This window comes from Actinacidiphila glaucinigra, assembly GCF_035918135.1.
GTDB classification, from domain to species: domain Bacteria; phylum Actinomycetota; class Actinomycetes; order Streptomycetales; family Streptomycetaceae; genus Actinacidiphila; species Actinacidiphila glaucinigra.
This window is the reverse complement of sequence record NZ_CP109144.1, coordinates 4,533,717-4,548,467: the sequence shown is the minus strand read 5'-3', so window position 1 is coordinate 4,548,467 and position 14,751 is coordinate 4,533,717. Positions and strand designations below refer to the sequence as shown.

Here is a 14,751-nt window from a genome sequence, read left to right as displayed (position 1 = left end):
GTCCGATGGAAACCCGTCGGCGGGCCGCGCCCGCTCGGCCGGTGCCTCCGCACGCCACGGGACCCCGGGACCGCCTGCGGGCGCCGCCGACCGCGTCTCCGTCGCTCCCGACGATGCCGATACCCCCGGTGGTGGGGAGCCGCAACTCGGGGCGCGCCTCGCCGAAAGGCCGTCGCCCAAGCGTCCGGCCGGGGCACAGCTCGGCCACCCGGGTGGTGTTGATCGGAATATCGGCATCCTCGGGGTGCGGCACCGAGGATTTCGTGCTCACTTCCGCATCATCGGATTAGTCGCTCCCGACTCACCGAAGGAAGTGAGAGGTCATGGCTGCCAACACCCATGTCAGGACGTTCTGGGACGTCTTCGTGACGCTCCTGCTCAAGATGGTCGCGTACTTCGGGTTCGCCGTCCCGGCGTCGCGTAGCACGGCTCCGGCCGCGCCGCGACCGGAGGCCGTCCCCGGCACCCGGTTCCTGCCCACCGCCGAGGCGGTGCGCCACTGGGCACCGGCTCCGCGAACGGAACCGGCACCACAACCGGTGGCCGTGGGCGCCGCCGCGTCCGGGCCGGGGCCCCGTGTCGAACCAGGACTCCGTGTCGAACCGGGGCTTCGTGCCGAGCCCGTCGGACGCACACCCGAGGTCCCGTCGTCCCGCAAGGCGTCCCGCAGCTCGTCGCATCGCTCGTCGCATCAGTCGTCGCGTCCGTCGTACCGCAACGAGCCCGTCGTGCCCGAGCCGTCCGTCCCCTTCGTCCCGGCGCCCTGCCTCACCGCAGCGGCCGACGCCCACTCCCTGCCGCCGACGATGAAGCAGCGCATCCGCGCCGAGGCCCACGGCGCCTCGCCCGTGGCCCGCGTGCGCACACGTCCGATCGGCGACGCCGGCCTCGACACCGCGCTGAGCGACGTGACCGAGGCCCCGGCCCGTACCCCCCGCCGCGAGTGGGCGCTCTGCGCATGACCGCCGCGGACGCGCGTGACCAGCCGGTACGGCGTGCCGCACGGCCCCCGTTGACGGAACGTCAAGGCGTCCCGAGCTCGGAGCCCACGCACCACCACGGCGCCCGCTCCAGCGGAACCGTCCGGACGCCCCGGACGACGGGCGCACACACGGGCCCGGGCCGGAGCACGGCAGTGAGCACCACCCCCAGCACCACCCCCAGCACGAGGACGAGGACGAGGACGAGGATGCCGGAGACGACCCGCACCCCTGAGGCTGTGACGGTCACCGCCGGCTCGACCCGGTCCCGCCCGTGGGCCACGGCCCGTCCGGTCGCCGGCCCGCCCGCGCACGACCGCGGCCGTCACCGCGGCATCCGCGCGTACGGCGAAGCAGGTACACCCACGGGTACACGCCCGCGCCACACACCGACGCACCGCACAACCGGGCACCGCACGCCCACGCACCCCCCGCGCGAGCGCGGCACACGCACACCCGTGCACCCGCGTCCGCACCCGCACATGCACCTCACGACCCGACGCAGCGCCACGCGGCACCACCGCGGGGTCCGGCCCGTCGGGGTCGACCGGTGGAGCCGACCGTGCTCCCGGACGACGCCCCGCCACGGCTGAACCGCGCGACCCGCAGGAGGAATCCCGGCAAGACGGACGCACCGCACCGCCTCCCCTACGGGGAAGTCAACCCGAAGGACTACGTACAACCGCCCCCCAGACTGACGACGGGGTGTGGCCCGCGCCACTAGGTTCGTGGCGTGACTGTGATCGCTACCGAAAGCCTGACGAAGCGGTACCCGAGGGTGACCGCTCTGGACCGGCTCACCGTCGACATCGCACCCGGCGTGACCGGGTTGGTCGGTGCCAACGGAGCCGGCAAGTCGACCCTGATCAAGATCCTCCTGGGGTTGGCGCCGGCCACGGAAGGCCGGGCTGCCGTCCTGGGCATGGATGTGGCGACAGAGGGCGCGGCGATCCGCGCCCATGTGGGCTACATGCCGGAGCACGACTGCCTGCCCCCTGACGTGTCGGCGACGGAATTCGTCGTCCACATGGCCCGTATCTCGGGGCTGCCGCCGGCCGCCGCGCGCGAGCGCACCGCGGACACGCTCCGCCACGTCGGCCTGTACGAGGAGCGGTACCGCCCCATGGGCGGCTACTCCACGGGCATGAAACAGCGGGTGAAGCTGGCCCAGGCGCTGGTCCACGATCCCCGGCTGGTGCTGCTCGACGAGCCGACGAACGGGCTTGACCCCGTCGGCCGCGACGACATGCTCGAGCTGATCCGCCGCGTGCACACCGAGTTCGGCATCTCCGTGCTGGTCACCTCCCACCTGCTCGGTGAACTGGAGCGCACCAGCGACCACATCGTCGTCATCGACGGCGGCTCCCTCCTGCGCTCCTCCTCGACCAGCGACTTCACCCAGGCGACCGCCTCGCTCACCGTCGAGGTCACCGAGCACGAGGACGAGCTGGTGGAGAAGCTGACCGCCGCCGGGCTCAACGCGCACGCGGACGGCCGGCTGATCATGGTCGACATCGACGGGGACGAGACGTACGACGCGGTCCGCGACGCGGTCGCGGAGCTCGGCACGGGCCTGGTGCGCATGGAGCAGCACCGGCACCGCATCGCCGAGATCTTCCGGGGAGGGGACGAGCATGACGCAGCTTGAGGGCAGGCCGCCCGCCGCCGACGTCATCCACGACATCGGCTACCGGCACTACGACGGCCCGCGCCTGGGCCGTGGCTACGCGCGCAAGTCGCTGTACGTCCAGAGCCTGCGCAGCGCGTACGGGCTCGGCCGTTCGGCGAAGTCCAAGGTGCTGCCGATGATCCTGCTGGCCGTGATGTGCGGCCCGGCCGCGATCATGGTCGCGGTCGCGATCGGCACCAAGGCGACCAAGCTGCCGATCGAGTACACCCAGTACGTGATCATCATGCAGGCGGTCATCGGCCTCTACCTGGCCGCACAGGCCCCGCAGTCCGTCTCGCTCGACCTGCGGTTCAAGACGACCCCGCTGTACTTCTCCCGTCCGATCGAGGCGGTCGACTACGTCGCGTCGAAGTTCGCGGCGCTGACCACGGCGCTGTTCATCCTCACCGGGACGCCGCTGCTGGTCATGTACATCGGGGCGCTGCTGGCCAAGTTCGACGTGAGCGACCAGAGCGCGGGCTTCGCCAAGGCGATGCTCGCCGCGCTGCTGCTGTCGATGCTGTTCTCGGGCATCGGCCTGGTCATCGCGGCGCTGACGCCGCGCCGGGGCTTCGGCGTCGCCGCGGTCATCGCGGTGTTCACGCTCTCGTACGGCGCGGTGACGAGCGTGCAGGGCGTCGCCTCGATCAACGGCAACGCCGACGTGATCGGCTGGCTGGGCCTGTTCTCGCCGATCACGCTGATCGACGGCGCGCAGACCTGGTGGCTGGGCGCGACCTCCAGCTTCCCCGAGGGCGCGGGTCCGAAGGACGCGGTCGTCGGCACGGTCTACCTCCTCGCCCTCCTCGCCGTGATCGCCGGCTCCTTCGGCCTGCTGATGCGCCGCTACCGAAAGGCCGTACTGTCGTGACCACCCTGTCCATCGACCATGTGTCCCGCTGGTTCGGCAACGTCGTCGCCGTCAACGACGTGACGATGACGATCGGTCCCGGCGTCACCGGCCTGCTCGGCCCCAACGGCGCGGGCAAGTCCACCCTGATCAACATGATGGGCGGCTTCCTGGCCCCCTCGGCCGGGACCGTCACCCTCGACGGCGCCACGGTCTGGCGCAACGAGCAGGTGTACCGGCACATCGGCATCGTCCCCGAGCGCGAGGCGATGTACGACTTCCTGACGGCACGCGAGTTCGTGGTCGCCAACGCCGAGCTGCACGGACTGGCGGACCCGGGGGCGGCGGCGCAGCGCGCCCTGGCCACGGTCGAGATGGAGTTCGCCCAGGACCGCCCGGTCGCCACGTACAGCAAGGGCATGCGGCAGCGCGCCAAGATGGCCTCCGCGCTGGTGCACGACCCGTCGGTGCTGCTGCTGGACGAGCCCTTCAACGGCATGGACCCCCGGCAGCGGCTGCACCTGATGGACCTGCTGCGGCGGATGGGAGCCGAGGGCCGCACGGTGCTGTTCTCCTCGCACATCCTGGAGGAGGTCGAGCAGCTGGCGAGCCACATCGAGGTGGTCGTCGCCGGCCGGCACGCCGCCTCGGGCGACTTCCGCAAGATCCGCCGGCTCATGACGGACCGGCCGCACCGCTACCTGGTGCGCTCCAGCGACGACCGGGCGCTCGCCGCCGCGCTGATCGCGGACGGGTCCACGGCCGCCATCGAGCTGGACTGGAAGGAGCGGGCGCTGCGCATCCAGGCGATCGACTTCGCCGGCTTCACCGAGCTGCTGCCGCGCGTCGCGCGGGAGCGGGGCATCCGGCTCTACACGGTCTCGCCGTCCGACGAGTCCCTGGAGAGCGTCTTCTCCTACCTGGTCACGGCGTAGGCACACGGCTGTAAGGAGCTCCGATGTTCAATCCCACCGTGGCCAGGCTGACCTACCGGGGGCTGCTGGGCCGCCGCCGGGCCCTGGTCCTGTTCGCCCTGCCCGCGCTGCTGATCCTGATCTCCGTGGCGGTGCGGGTGCTGGTCGGCGCCGACGACTCCATCGCGAGTTCGGTGCTGGGCGGTTTCGCGCTGGCGACGATGGTGCCGCTGGTCGGCGTGATCGCCGGCACCGGCGCCATCGGGCCGGAGATCGACGACGGCTCGATCATCTACCTGCTGGCCAAGCCGGTGCGGCGGCCGACGATCATCGTCACGAAGCTGCTGGTCGCGATCGCGGTGTCGGTGGTCTTCTCGGCCGTGCCGACCCTGATCGCCGGGTTCATCCTCAACGGCAACAGCCAGGGCATCGCGGTCGCGTTCACCGCCGCGGCGGCCGTCGCCTCGGTCACCTACGCGGCGATCTTCCTGCTGCTGGGCGTGGTGACCCGGCAGGCGGTGGTCTTCGGCCTGGTCTACGCGCTGATCTGGGAGTCGCTGATCGGCAGCCTGGTGCCGGGCGCGCGCACGCTGAGCGTGCAGCAGTGGGCGCTGGCGCTGGCCCAGAAGATCGCCGGTGAGGGCCTGGTCACCTCCGACGTGGGGCTGCCGCTCGCGGTGGTGCTGCTCGTCGGCGTCACCCTCGCCGCGACCGCTTTCGCGGGGCAGCGGATGCGGTCGCTGACGCTGGCCGGCGAGGAGTGATCGTTCCGGCCTGAGGCCTGTCGTCCCGTAAGCCGCCCGGGTGGTCTTCTTCCGCCCGGGCGGCCCTGCTCCCCTGACGTCCGCACATCAGATTGTCAGATGTGCGGCGTGATGTCCGAGACTCCGCTGCTCTTCGCCGTGGGCTTGTTCCTGGCCGCCCTCGGCCTGCTCATCGCGCTGTTCAGCCCGGAGCTGGCCCGCCGCATCGACGCGCTCGCCGCGCGCTCCACCGCCGGGCTCCGCCGCCGGTGGTCCCGCGACCGGGGCCGCCGCCGCTTCGTTTTCGTCCCCCGGAAGTGGGCTACGTCACAGGACTCCTTGAAGATTCAAGGGAATGCCGTTACGGTGAAGGAGGTTGAATCGTAAACCAACACGTCCCCAAGGAGTTCATCATGGGTCTCTTCAATCGCAAGAGCGATGCCACCGCAACCGCCGTCACCGCCGCGCCGTCCGCCGACCTGGCGCACCTGACCGGTGAGTACACGATCGACCCGACCCACAGCGAGGTCGGCTTCTCCGTGCGCCACGCGATGGTCACCACCGTGCGCGGCCAGTTCGCGGAGTACGAGGGCAAGCTGCAGCTGGACGGCGGCAAGCCGGCCAACTCCTCCGCCGAGGTGACGATCAAGGTCGTCAGCATCGACACCAACCAGACCCAGCGTGACGAGCACCTGCGCACCGGCGACTTCTTCGACGCCGCGACCTACCCGGAGATCAGCTTCCGGAGCTCCTCCGCCGAGCAGGTCGACGACGAGACCTACCGCATGCACGGTGACCTCACGATCAAGGACACCACCAAGCCGGTCTCCATCGACTTCACCTACAACGGCTCGGCCATCGACCCCTACGGCAACCTCCGGGTCGGCTTCGAGGGCTCCACGACCGTCAACCGCGGCGACTGGGGCCTGACCTACAACGCGGCGCTCGAGGGTGGCGGCGTCCTGATCAGCGAGAAGGTCAAGCTGACCTTCGACATCTCCGCGATCAAGGCGGCCTGAACCCGCTGAAGCAGCCGTCCCCCTGCCGCACGATGGAGGGGATGGCAGTGGACGAGACGGCCGGCACCGGGCGCCGCCGCTCCGCACTGCGCGGCGCGGCGGCCCGGGTCGTCGTCCCCGACGTGCGCGCCTGGGTGCGCTCCACTCCCGGGACGCACATCTGGCTGCTGGTCCTCGCCGCGACCAGCTGCGTCATGGCGGCCGCCCCGCCGGACCTGCGGTCCTTCCTGCTGCACCAGAACAGCACGAACCTGGCGGAGCTGGGCTCCCGGCCGGTCGGCGCGCTGCTCGGCAGCGCGCTGTGGACCGAGTCCCCGGGGGCCTTCGGGCTGTACGCGCTCTGCTTCGAGGCCGTCCACGCCCCCGCCGAGCGCTGGCTGGGCACCCGGCGCTGGCTCGGCGTCGCCGCGCTGGCCCATGTCGGGGCGAGCGTCCTCAGCCAGCAGGCCGTCCTGCTCGGCATCCACGCCGACCGGCTGCCGGCCTCGCTCGCCCGCACCGTCGACATCGGCGTCAGCTACGGGCTCGCCGGGGTCGTCGGCGTACTCGCCCACCGCGTGCGTCCGCCCTGGCGGCTGCCCTATCTGCTCGCCGCCGTGGGCTTCTTCGCCTATCCCCTGGTGACCCCGGCCCGCACCTACACCGACCTCGGGCACGTCATCGCCCTGCTGATCGGCCTCGCGTGCCGCGGGCTCACGCCCCGGGGAAGAGCCGCTCCAGGACCAGGGCGATCCCGTCCTCGCCGTTGGAGGCCGTGACCTCGTCGGCGGCCGCCTTGAGCAGTGCGTGGGCGTTGCCCATCGCGACGCCGTGACCCGCCCACTCGAACATGGGCAGGTCGTTGGGCATGTCGCCGAAGGCGATGGTCTCCGCGGCCGTCACGCCCAGCCGGCGGGCGGCCAGCGAGAGCCCTCGCGCCTTGGACAGGCCCAGCGGCAGCAGCTCCACGATGCCCGTACCGGACATCACGGCGCTGACCAGACCGCCGGCGGCCGCGGTCGCGGCCTGCGCGAGCTCGTCGTCACTCATCCCCGGGCGCTGGATGTAGAGCTTGCTGACGGGGGACGCCCACAGCCCCTCCACGTCCTCCACCGCGCCGCCCACCGGCAGCTCGGAGTCGAACAGCCGGTAGCCGGGGCCGAGGACGATGTCGCCGTCCACGCCGTCGAGCGCCGCCGCCACGGCCAGCCGGCCGGTCTCCGCCTCGATCTTGGCCAGCGCCGTCCGGGCGGTCTGCCGGTCCAGCGTGACCGAGGTCAGCAGCCGGCGCTCGCCGGCGTGGTAGACCTGCGCGCCCTGCATGCAGACGGCCAGGCCCTCGTAGCCGAGGTCCTCCAGGACGCGCACCGTACGGGCCACCGGGCGCCCGGTGACGACGATGTGCCCGGCGCCCGCCGCGGTGGCCGCGGCGAGCGCCTTGCGGGAACGTTCCGAGACGGTGTGGTCGGGGCCGAGCAGCGTGCCGTCGAGATCCGTCGCGATCAGGCGGTAGGGGAGCGGAGAGGTCACTTGGCGACCGGCTCCAGCACCTCACGGCCGCCCAGGTAGGGGCGCAGCACCTCGGGGACGCGGACCGAGCCGTCGGCCTGCTGGTGGTTCTCCAGGATGGCGACGATGGTGCGCGGGATGGCGCACAGCGTGCCGTTGAGCGTGGCCAGCGGGCGGGTGCCGTTCTCGTCCCGCAGCCGCACCGACAGCCGGCGGGCCTGGAACTCGGTGGTGTTCGAGGTCGACGTCAGCTCGCGGTACTTGCCCTGGGTGGGGATCCACGCCTCGCAGTCGAACTTGCGCGCCGCGGAGGAGCCCAGGTCGCCCGAGGCCAGCTCGATCACCCGGTAGGGCAGCTCGAGCGAGGTCAGCCACTGCTTCTCCCACTCGAGCAGCCGCGCGTGCTCGGCCTCGGCGTCCTCGGGGCGGGTGAAGACGAACATCTCCACCTTGTCGAACTGGTGCACGCGGATGATGCCGCGGGTGTCCTTGCCGTACGAACCCGCCTCGCGCCGGTAGCAGGGCGAGAAGCCCGCGTAGCGCAGCGGCAGCCTGGACGCCTCGATGATCTCGTCCATGTGGTACGCGGCGAGCGGGACCTCGGAGGTGCCGACCAGGTACAGGCCGTCCTTCTCCAGGTAGTACACGTCGTCCTCGACCTGGCCGAGGTAGCCGGTGCCGGCCATGGCCTCCGGCTTGACCAGCGTCGGGGTCAGCATCGGGGTGAAGCCGGCCGCGGTGGCCTGCGCGACGGCCGCGTTGACCAGGGCCAGCTCCAGCAGTGCGCCGACGCCGGTGAGGTAGTAGAAGCGCGAGCCGGAGACCTTGGCGCCGCGGTCGACGTCGATGGCGCCGAGCAGTTCGCCGAGGTCGATGTGGTCCCTGGGCTCGAAGCCCTCCCCGGCGAAGTCGCGCGGGCTGCCGACGAGCTCCTTGACGACGAAGTCCTCCTCGCCGCCGACGGGGACGTCCGGGTGGACGATGTTGCCGAGCTGCAGCAGCAGGCGCTGCGCCTCCTCGGCGGCCTCGTGCTGCTCGGCGTCGGCGGCCTTGACGGCGGCCTTGAGCTGCTCGGCCCGCTTCAGCAGCTCGGCCCGCTCCTCGCCCTGGGCCCTGCCGACCAGCTTGCCCAGCGACTTCTGCTCCGCGCGCAGCTCGTCGAAGCGGGTACTGGACGACCTGCGCCGCTCGTCGGCGGAGAGGAGGGCGTCGACGAGTGCGACGTCCTCTCCACGGGCGCGCTGGGAGGCGCGCACACGGTCGGGGTCCTCACGAAGCAGGCGAAGGTCAATCACGGGAACAGGCTACCGGTGCGCCGGGTGCGGACGCGACAAGTTAAGTGCTTTATGGGGCGTTATGTCCGCTTCGAAAGGAGGCCGCGGGGAATGCCGCACCGCCGATAATGGCGGGTCGGTTACCGTCAACCGAATTCTTCGCATCCCTCCGGGGAGGGCATGTGGCCTGTGGACAAAGGCAGTTGGGGCAGGTCCGGTGCGGAGGGTTATCCACAGGGGGAGGGGTTGCCCCTTCACTTGTCCACAGCGGGTGTGGATGGGCTGTGGAAGATGGACTTGATCATTCCGCGGGGTGGGTGCGGGGGCATGGATTCCCGGTCCAAACCCTCTTAACACTCACTTTCGAGTGAGAACTCTTCCCTCTATCGAGTTGTTCGAAGGTATTGGGATGACGAATGATGACCTGTGGGTCTGTGGACCCACTTGGCGCGAGTGTGCCGATTTGTCGATCTGGCGGTTCATTGGGCGACTTGTTCTGTCGACTTATCCCCAGCCCGCGGCAGGGGCCTGTGGATAACGCGGTGGACAACCGAAGGGGCCACCGGTTGTTCACCGGAGGCCCCGTGAAGCGGTGCGCGAACGCCTCAGACCCGCCCGTCCAGGGCGCGGCCCAGCCAGTCCGCCGCGGCCGTGAACTCCTCGTCCGTGGTCCCCTTGCGCTGCTGCGGAGGCACCTCGTCCGCGCGCGGGTACGAGCCGAGGAAACGCACCTGCGGGCAGATCCGCTTCAGGCCCATCAGTGCCTCGCCCACCCGGCGCTCGGTGATGTGCCCCTCGCAGTCCACCGAGAAGCAGTACCGGCCGATCCCCTCACCGGTGGGCCGCGACTCGATGCGGATCAGGTTCACCCCGCGCACCGCGTACTCCTGCAGCAGTTCCAGCAGCGCGCCCGGGTGGTCGTCGCCCAGCCAGAACACCGCCGAGGTCTTGTCGGCGCCGGTCGGCGCGACCGGCCGGGCCGGACGGCCCACCAGTACGAAGCGGGTCTCGGCGTTCGCCGCGTCGTGGATCTCCGTGGCCAGGGGCTCCAGCCCGTACGTCGGCGCCGCGAACTCACCGGCGAACGCCGCGTCGTACCGGCCCTCCGCCACCAGCCGGGCGCCGTCGGCGTTCGAGGCCGCCGACTCCCACGCGGCGTCCGGCAGGTGCGCCGACAGCCACCTGCGCACCTGCACCTGGGCCGCCGGGTGACCGGTCACCGTCTTGACGTCCCCGAGCCCCGTGCCCGGGCGGACCAGCAGCGCGAACGCGATGGGCAGCAGCACCTCGCGGTAGATCATCAGCGGGGAGCCCGCCGCCAGTTCGTCCAGCGTCGCGGTGATGCCGCCCTCCATCGAGTTCTCGATGGGCACCAGGGCGGCCGCGGCCTCCCCGCAGCGCACCGCGTCGAGCGCGGCCTGCACCGAGACCATGGGCACCAGCTCGCGGGTGGCCGCCTCCGGCAGCGTCCGGAGCGCGGCCTCGGTGAACGTGCCCTCAGGGCCGAGATAGGTGTAACGGCTCGCCGGCGACATGTCTGTCAGCCTAGGCCCTGGAACGGCGCCCTTCCTCAGGACTCCAGCAGCCGCTGGCCCACGTACTCGCCCGGCGCCGCGCCGCCCGGGACCGCGAAGAGCCCGCCGGCCTCGTGGCGCAGGAAGCGCGACAGGCCGTCTCCCCGGTCGAGCTTGCGCTGCACCGGCACGAATCCCTTCAGCGGGTCGGCCTGCCAGGCCACGAAGAGCAGCCCGGCGTCCGGCGCGCCGTCGTCGCGGTAGCCGTCGTGGTACGAGTAGCCCCGCCGCAGCATCGCCGCGCCGCCGTTGGAGGCCGGGGCGGCGACGCGGACGTGCGCGTCGGCGGCGATCGCGAAGGCACGGCCGTCCGGGCCGATCCTGTCGAGGTCGGGCTTGCTCGCCTCGGTGCCGCCGGACAGCGGCGCGCCGTCGGCCTTGCGGCGCCCGATCACCTTCTCCTGGCGCTCCAGGGGCAGGTTGTCCCAGGTGTCCAGCAGCATGCGGATGCGCCGGACGACCGCGTAGGAGCCGCCCGCCATCCACTGCGGGGAGCCGGCGGCGGGGACGAAGACCCGCGCGTCGAAGTCGGGGTCGGAGGGCCGGGGGTTGTTGGAGCCGTCGACCTGGCCCATCAGGTTGCGTGCGGTACGGGGCTCGGCGGTCGTGCCGGGGGTGCGGTTGAAGCCGTTCATCTGCCAGCGCAGGGAGGCCGTGCCCGCGGCCTCCTTCTGCAGTACGCGCAGCGCGTGGAAGGCGACCAGGGCGTCGTCCGCGCCGATCTGGATCCACAGGTCGCCGTCGCTGCGCCGTCGGTCGAGGGCGTCGGAGGCGAAGTCCGGCAGCGGGGCGAGGGCCTCCGGCAGCCGCCCGGTCAGCTCCGTCCTGGTGAAGAAGGTGCGGCCGAAGCCGAAGGTGACGGTGAGCGAGGACGGCCCGGCGTCCAGGGCGACCTGGTTGTCGCCCGCGGGCGCCCTGCCCTCCGTCATCGCCTCGGCCGCCGCGGACCAGCGGCGCAGCAGTGCCGCGGCGCCCTTGCGGCCGGCCCCCGCGGCCAGGTCGAAGGCCACGAGGTGGCCGCGGGCCTGCAGCGGGGTGGTGATGCCGGCCTGGTGGGTGCCGTGGAAGGGGACGGCCGTGGCGCCGACCGAGGTCAGCGCGGTGGCCTCGTCCCGCGTCGCGTGCGCGGTGACGGCGCCGGAGGCGCCGCCCACGAGCAGTCCCGCGGCGCCCGCCGCGCCCGCGGTGCCGAGCAGACGGCGCCGCGAGAGGTCCTGAGGGCGGTCGTTCATGAGCCGATCTTCACTACCTTGGTGCGGGTGACCTGGTCGATGTCCGAGGTCCGGACGGTGACGGCGATCGTCCACTCCCCGGGGACGGGGATCTGGACGTTCGCGGCACTCCAGTGCCCGGTGTCGACCTTCCCCAGCGTCACCGGGATGGGCCCGATCTTCTTGGACTTCAGGGTGAAGGAGATCTGCACCTCGGGGACGTCGAAGGCCCGGCCGTCGGGGGCGGTGACCAGCAGGTGGAGCTCGTTCTCGGCGATGCCGCCCGGATCCATGGTCACCTCCGCCTCGCCCTTGCCGTCGGTACCCCCGGTGTCGAACGGGATCCTCACGTCCAGCGGCTCGGGCACCTCGGCCACCGGCGCCGACGCCTGCTGCGCGGCGCCCTCCTCGGCGGCCCTGCCCGGCTGGGTGCCGGTCAGCAGCGTCGTGACGGCCAGCACCACGACCGCGACGGCCACCTCCGCCAGCACCGACTTGCGCAGGCCGGTGCGCTCGGCGTCGCCGTCGCGCTCCTTGCGGGCGCGTTCCTTGGCCAGCGCCGCCTCCTGCCGGGCCAGCTGCCCGGCGCGCTCGGATGCGTCGCCGCCTCCGCCGCCCGCGCCCTTCCGTCCCGCCGCGACGGGCTGGGCGACGGCTGCCGCCCTGCCGCGGACGGCCGTCTCGCCGAGCCGCGCGGTCCATCGGCGGGACAGCCAGGCCAGCTCCACCAGCAGGATGACCAGGCCGACCTTGACGAGCAGCAGTTGCCCGTAGCCGGTGGACACCAGCGCGTCCCAGGAGCCGAGCTGACGCCAGGACTGGTAGACGCCGGTGACGACCAGGGTCACCACCGCCCCGAAGGCGATCTTCGAGAAACGCCGCACCGCGGCCCGCTCCACCCGCTGCCCGCCCCACAGAGCGGCCAGCAGCGCGGTGAGGCCGCCGAGCCAGACGGCCATGGCCAGCAGGTGCACGATGTCGACGGGCATCGCCACCGACGCCTGGATGCCGACCGAGGCGTGCTCGGCCATGGCCCACGTCGCGGCCAGGCCGACCGACACGACCGTGCCCCCGATGGCCAGGCCCCAGGCGAGGTCCTGCCGTTCGACCGGGTCCTCCCGCTTGGCCCAGCTGCCGAAGAGCACCGCGATGAACACCGCGCCCGCGGCGAGCAGCAGCAGCCGGGACAGCAGCGCCGCGCCGGGCCGGGTGTCCAGGACGTCCCGTACGCCGCCGAGGTCGAAGGCGTCGCCGAGCGCGCCCCCGTTGGCGTAGGGGGCGCGCAGCATCAGCAGCAGTATCGTCGCGGCGACCATCGTGGCCCAGCCGGTGGCCACCAGCCGTCGCATCGGCCGCGTCCGCGCGCCGTCCGGCCAGCACACGCCGATGAAGAACGCGGCGCCGACCAGCAGCGCGAAGCCGAGGTAGGCGGCGTAGCGGGCGATGTCGTACAGGGTGCCGACGGCGCCCCCGCCAACCTCCTGGGTGGGCAGCGCGACCGAGGTCTTGGAGGGCGCGCCGATGGAGAAGGTGAAGGCACCCGCCACCGGGTGGCTGTCGGCCGAGACGGCCTTCCACGCGACGGTGTACGTGCCGTTGCCGAGCCCCGGGCGCAGGGCGACGGCCGCGGTGGTGTTCCCCCGGCCGGCGTCGTTCGCGTCGCCGGTCTCGGCGCGCTCGCCGTCCGGGCCGAGGACGCGGATGGCGTCCCTCGACAGCAGCACGCCTTCGGAGAAGGTCAGCCGCACCTGCGCCGGCGCGGTCTTGACGACCGATCCCTGGGCCGGGTCGGAGCCGACCAGCGCGGCGTGCGCGGACGCCGGCGCGGCGGTGCCGAGCAGCAGGCCGAGCACGGCGAGCGGCACGGCCAGCAGGCGCAGCGCGGACTTCGTCATCACCCTCATGGCGCTCTCCTCAGTCCCCCGGGCGGTAGCCCGCGGGCTTGACCGGTACCCGTACGTCGATGGTGTCCGCGTCGTCGAAATGCAGCCGCAGCGACACCCGCTCGCCGGCCACGGGCTTGTGCTCCAGGTCCGTCAGCATCAGGTGGTTGCCGCCCAGCGCGAGTGTGAGCCGCCCACCCGCGGGGACGGTGAAGGAGGTCACCCGGCGCATCCGGTTGTCCTCGGTGCTGTGCAGGGTGACGTCGCCGGACAGGTCGCTGGTGACGGAGGTCAGCCGGGCGTCGCGGCCGCCGGTGTTGGCGACGGTGAAGTAGCCGGCCGCCATGTCCGCCAGCGCGGGCTGCGGGATGTAGGCGCCGCTCACCTTCAGTTCGGGACCGTCGGGCGACCCCGAGCAGGCCGTGGCGCCGAGCAGCACCAGGGCCGCCGCCACGGGGATCCGCCGCAGGGAGCGGGTCACGGGGTCCGTCCCGCGATGATCTTCGGCAGGTCGGCGGCGAACTCCTCGGACGTCGTGCCCGACATGTACAGCGCGTGCGCCTTGTCGTCCTTCGGCGAGTACGCGACGACCTGGGCGCCGTGCGTCACGGTGATGCTGCCGTCCTTCTCCTTCACCGGCTTCTCCACGTCCACGCCGAGCGAGCGCGCGCCCGCCTGGATGGTGGCGAAGTCGCCGGTGAGGCCGACGAAGGACTTGTCCTGCGCGCCCAGCCACTCGCCGAGCCGCTTCGGGGTGTCGCGCTCGGGGTCGGTGGTGACGAAGACGACGACGAGCCGGTCCTGCTCGGTCGCGGGCAGCTTCGACTTGGCGATGGCGATGTCGCTCATCGTCGTCGGGCAGACGTCCGGGCAGTGGGTGTAGCCGAAGAAGAGCAAGGTCGGCCGGCCCTTGGTCCGCTCGGTGAAGTCGTACGTCCTGCCGTGGGTGTCCGTGAGGATCATGTCCGGCTTCTCGAACGGCGTGTCGAGGACCGTGGCGGCCTTCGGTGTCGCGTCGATGGAGACGACGGGCTCGGCGCCGGAGGCGTCCGTTCCGCCGTCCGAGCCGCCGCAGGCGGCGAGGGTCAGGGCGAGTGCGGCGACGGCGGCGGCCGAGGCTGCCGCCCTGAGGGTGGTACGCATCAG

16 protein-coding genes are annotated in these 14,751 nt (G+C 72.2%); 8 read left to right on the top strand and 8 right to left on the bottom strand.

Going from position 1 to position 14,751, the window contains the following annotated elements; all coding sequences use genetic code 11:
- Positions 1–323: 323 nt before the first annotated feature.
- Positions 324–962 (top strand): DUF6344 domain-containing protein, encoded by a 639-nt coding sequence (locus OIE69_RS20310; RefSeq protein WP_326573492.1) that lies wholly within the window; start codon positions 324–326, stop codon positions 960–962.
- Positions 963–1,023: 61 nt separating this feature from the next.
- On the opposite strand, the gene OIE69_RS20305 is transcribed toward OIE69_RS20310, so the two are convergent.
- A complete protein-coding gene (locus tag OIE69_RS20305) occupies positions 1,024–1,230 on the bottom strand; it encodes a hypothetical protein (protein WP_326573490.1) in 207 nt (68 codons plus the stop codon).
- Between the two features lie 483 nt (positions 1,231–1,713).
- On the opposite strand from OIE69_RS20305, the gene OIE69_RS20300 reads away from it, so the two are divergent.
- From OIE69_RS20300 to OIE69_RS20270, 7 genes are all read left to right on the top strand, one after another.
- The gene (locus OIE69_RS20300) at positions 1,714–2,628 is read left to right on the top strand and encodes an ABC transporter ATP-binding protein (protein ID WP_326573488.1); all 915 of its coding nucleotides are present in this window, start codon (positions 1,714–1,716) and stop codon (positions 2,626–2,628) included.
- On the top strand, positions 2,615–3,520 hold the full coding sequence (locus OIE69_RS20295; RefSeq protein WP_326573486.1) for an ABC transporter permease: 906 nt from the start codon (positions 2,615–2,617) through the stop codon (positions 3,518–3,520). The genes OIE69_RS20300 and OIE69_RS20295 overlap by 14 nt, the downstream gene beginning before the upstream one ends.
- Positions 3,517–4,434: an ABC transporter ATP-binding protein gene (locus OIE69_RS20290; protein ID WP_326573484.1), complete on the top strand. Its 918-nt coding sequence runs from the start codon at positions 3,517–3,519 to the stop codon at positions 4,432–4,434. Before OIE69_RS20295 ends, OIE69_RS20290 begins: the two co-directional genes overlap by 4 nt.
- A 23-nt stretch (positions 4,435–4,457) precedes the next feature.
- Positions 4,458–5,177, top strand: coding sequence for an ABC transporter permease subunit (locus OIE69_RS20285; protein WP_089225382.1), 720 nt, complete (start codon positions 4,458–4,460; stop codon positions 5,175–5,177).
- 111 nt (positions 5,178–5,288) lie between these two features.
- Positions 5,289–5,543 carry a hypothetical protein gene (locus OIE69_RS20280; protein WP_326573480.1) on the top strand — a complete coding sequence of 85 codons (255 nt, stop codon included), beginning with the start codon at positions 5,289–5,291 and terminating at the stop codon, positions 5,541–5,543.
- A 26-nt stretch (positions 5,544–5,569) separates the two neighbouring features.
- Positions 5,570–6,175, top strand: coding sequence for a YceI family protein (locus OIE69_RS20275; RefSeq protein WP_326573478.1), 606 nt, complete (start codon positions 5,570–5,572; stop codon positions 6,173–6,175).
- Between the two features lie 41 nt (positions 6,176–6,216).
- Positions 6,217–6,933 carry a rhomboid-like protein gene (locus tag OIE69_RS20270; protein ID WP_326573476.1) on the top strand — a complete coding sequence of 239 codons (717 nt, stop codon included), beginning with the start codon at positions 6,217–6,219 and terminating at the stop codon, positions 6,931–6,933.
- Here OIE69_RS20270 and OIE69_RS20265 read toward each other — a convergent pair.
- The 7 genes from OIE69_RS20265 to OIE69_RS20235 all read right to left on the bottom strand — a co-directional run bounded on the left by OIE69_RS20265 (position 6,869) and on the right by OIE69_RS20235 (position 14,748).
- A complete protein-coding gene (locus OIE69_RS20265) occupies positions 6,869–7,684 on the bottom strand; it encodes an HAD family hydrolase (RefSeq protein WP_326573474.1) in 816 nt (271 codons plus the stop codon). The two genes, OIE69_RS20270 and OIE69_RS20265, sit on opposite strands and share 65 nt — an antisense overlap.
- Positions 7,681–8,958 (bottom strand): serine--tRNA ligase, encoded by a 1,278-nt coding sequence (gene serS, locus OIE69_RS20260; RefSeq protein WP_326573472.1) that lies wholly within the window; start codon positions 8,956–8,958, stop codon positions 7,681–7,683. Before serS ends, OIE69_RS20265 begins: the two co-directional genes overlap by 4 nt.
- Positions 8,959–9,542: 584 nt before the next feature.
- Positions 9,543–10,472 (bottom strand): prephenate dehydratase, encoded by a 930-nt coding sequence (gene pheA / locus OIE69_RS20255; RefSeq protein WP_326573470.1) that lies wholly within the window; start codon positions 10,470–10,472, stop codon positions 9,543–9,545.
- A 35-nt stretch (positions 10,473–10,507) separates the two neighbouring features.
- A complete protein-coding gene (gene efeB, locus OIE69_RS20250) occupies positions 10,508–11,743 on the bottom strand; it encodes an iron uptake transporter deferrochelatase/peroxidase subunit (RefSeq protein ID WP_326573468.1) in 1,236 nt (411 codons plus the stop codon).
- Entirely contained in the window at positions 11,740–13,626 is a 1,887-nt protein-coding gene (locus tag OIE69_RS20245; protein WP_326573466.1) for a copper resistance CopC/CopD family protein, read from the bottom strand. Before OIE69_RS20245 ends, efeB begins: the two co-directional genes overlap by 4 nt.
- A 10-nt stretch (positions 13,627–13,636) precedes the next feature.
- Positions 13,637–14,086: a copper chaperone PCu(A)C gene (locus OIE69_RS20240; RefSeq protein WP_326573465.1), complete on the bottom strand. Its 450-nt coding sequence runs from the start codon at positions 14,084–14,086 to the stop codon at positions 13,637–13,639.
- Entirely contained in the window at positions 14,083–14,748 is a 666-nt protein-coding gene (locus OIE69_RS20235) for an SCO family protein (protein ID WP_326573462.1), read from the bottom strand. Before OIE69_RS20235 ends, OIE69_RS20240 begins: the two co-directional genes overlap by 4 nt.
- Positions 14,749–14,751 lie beyond the last annotated feature (3 nt).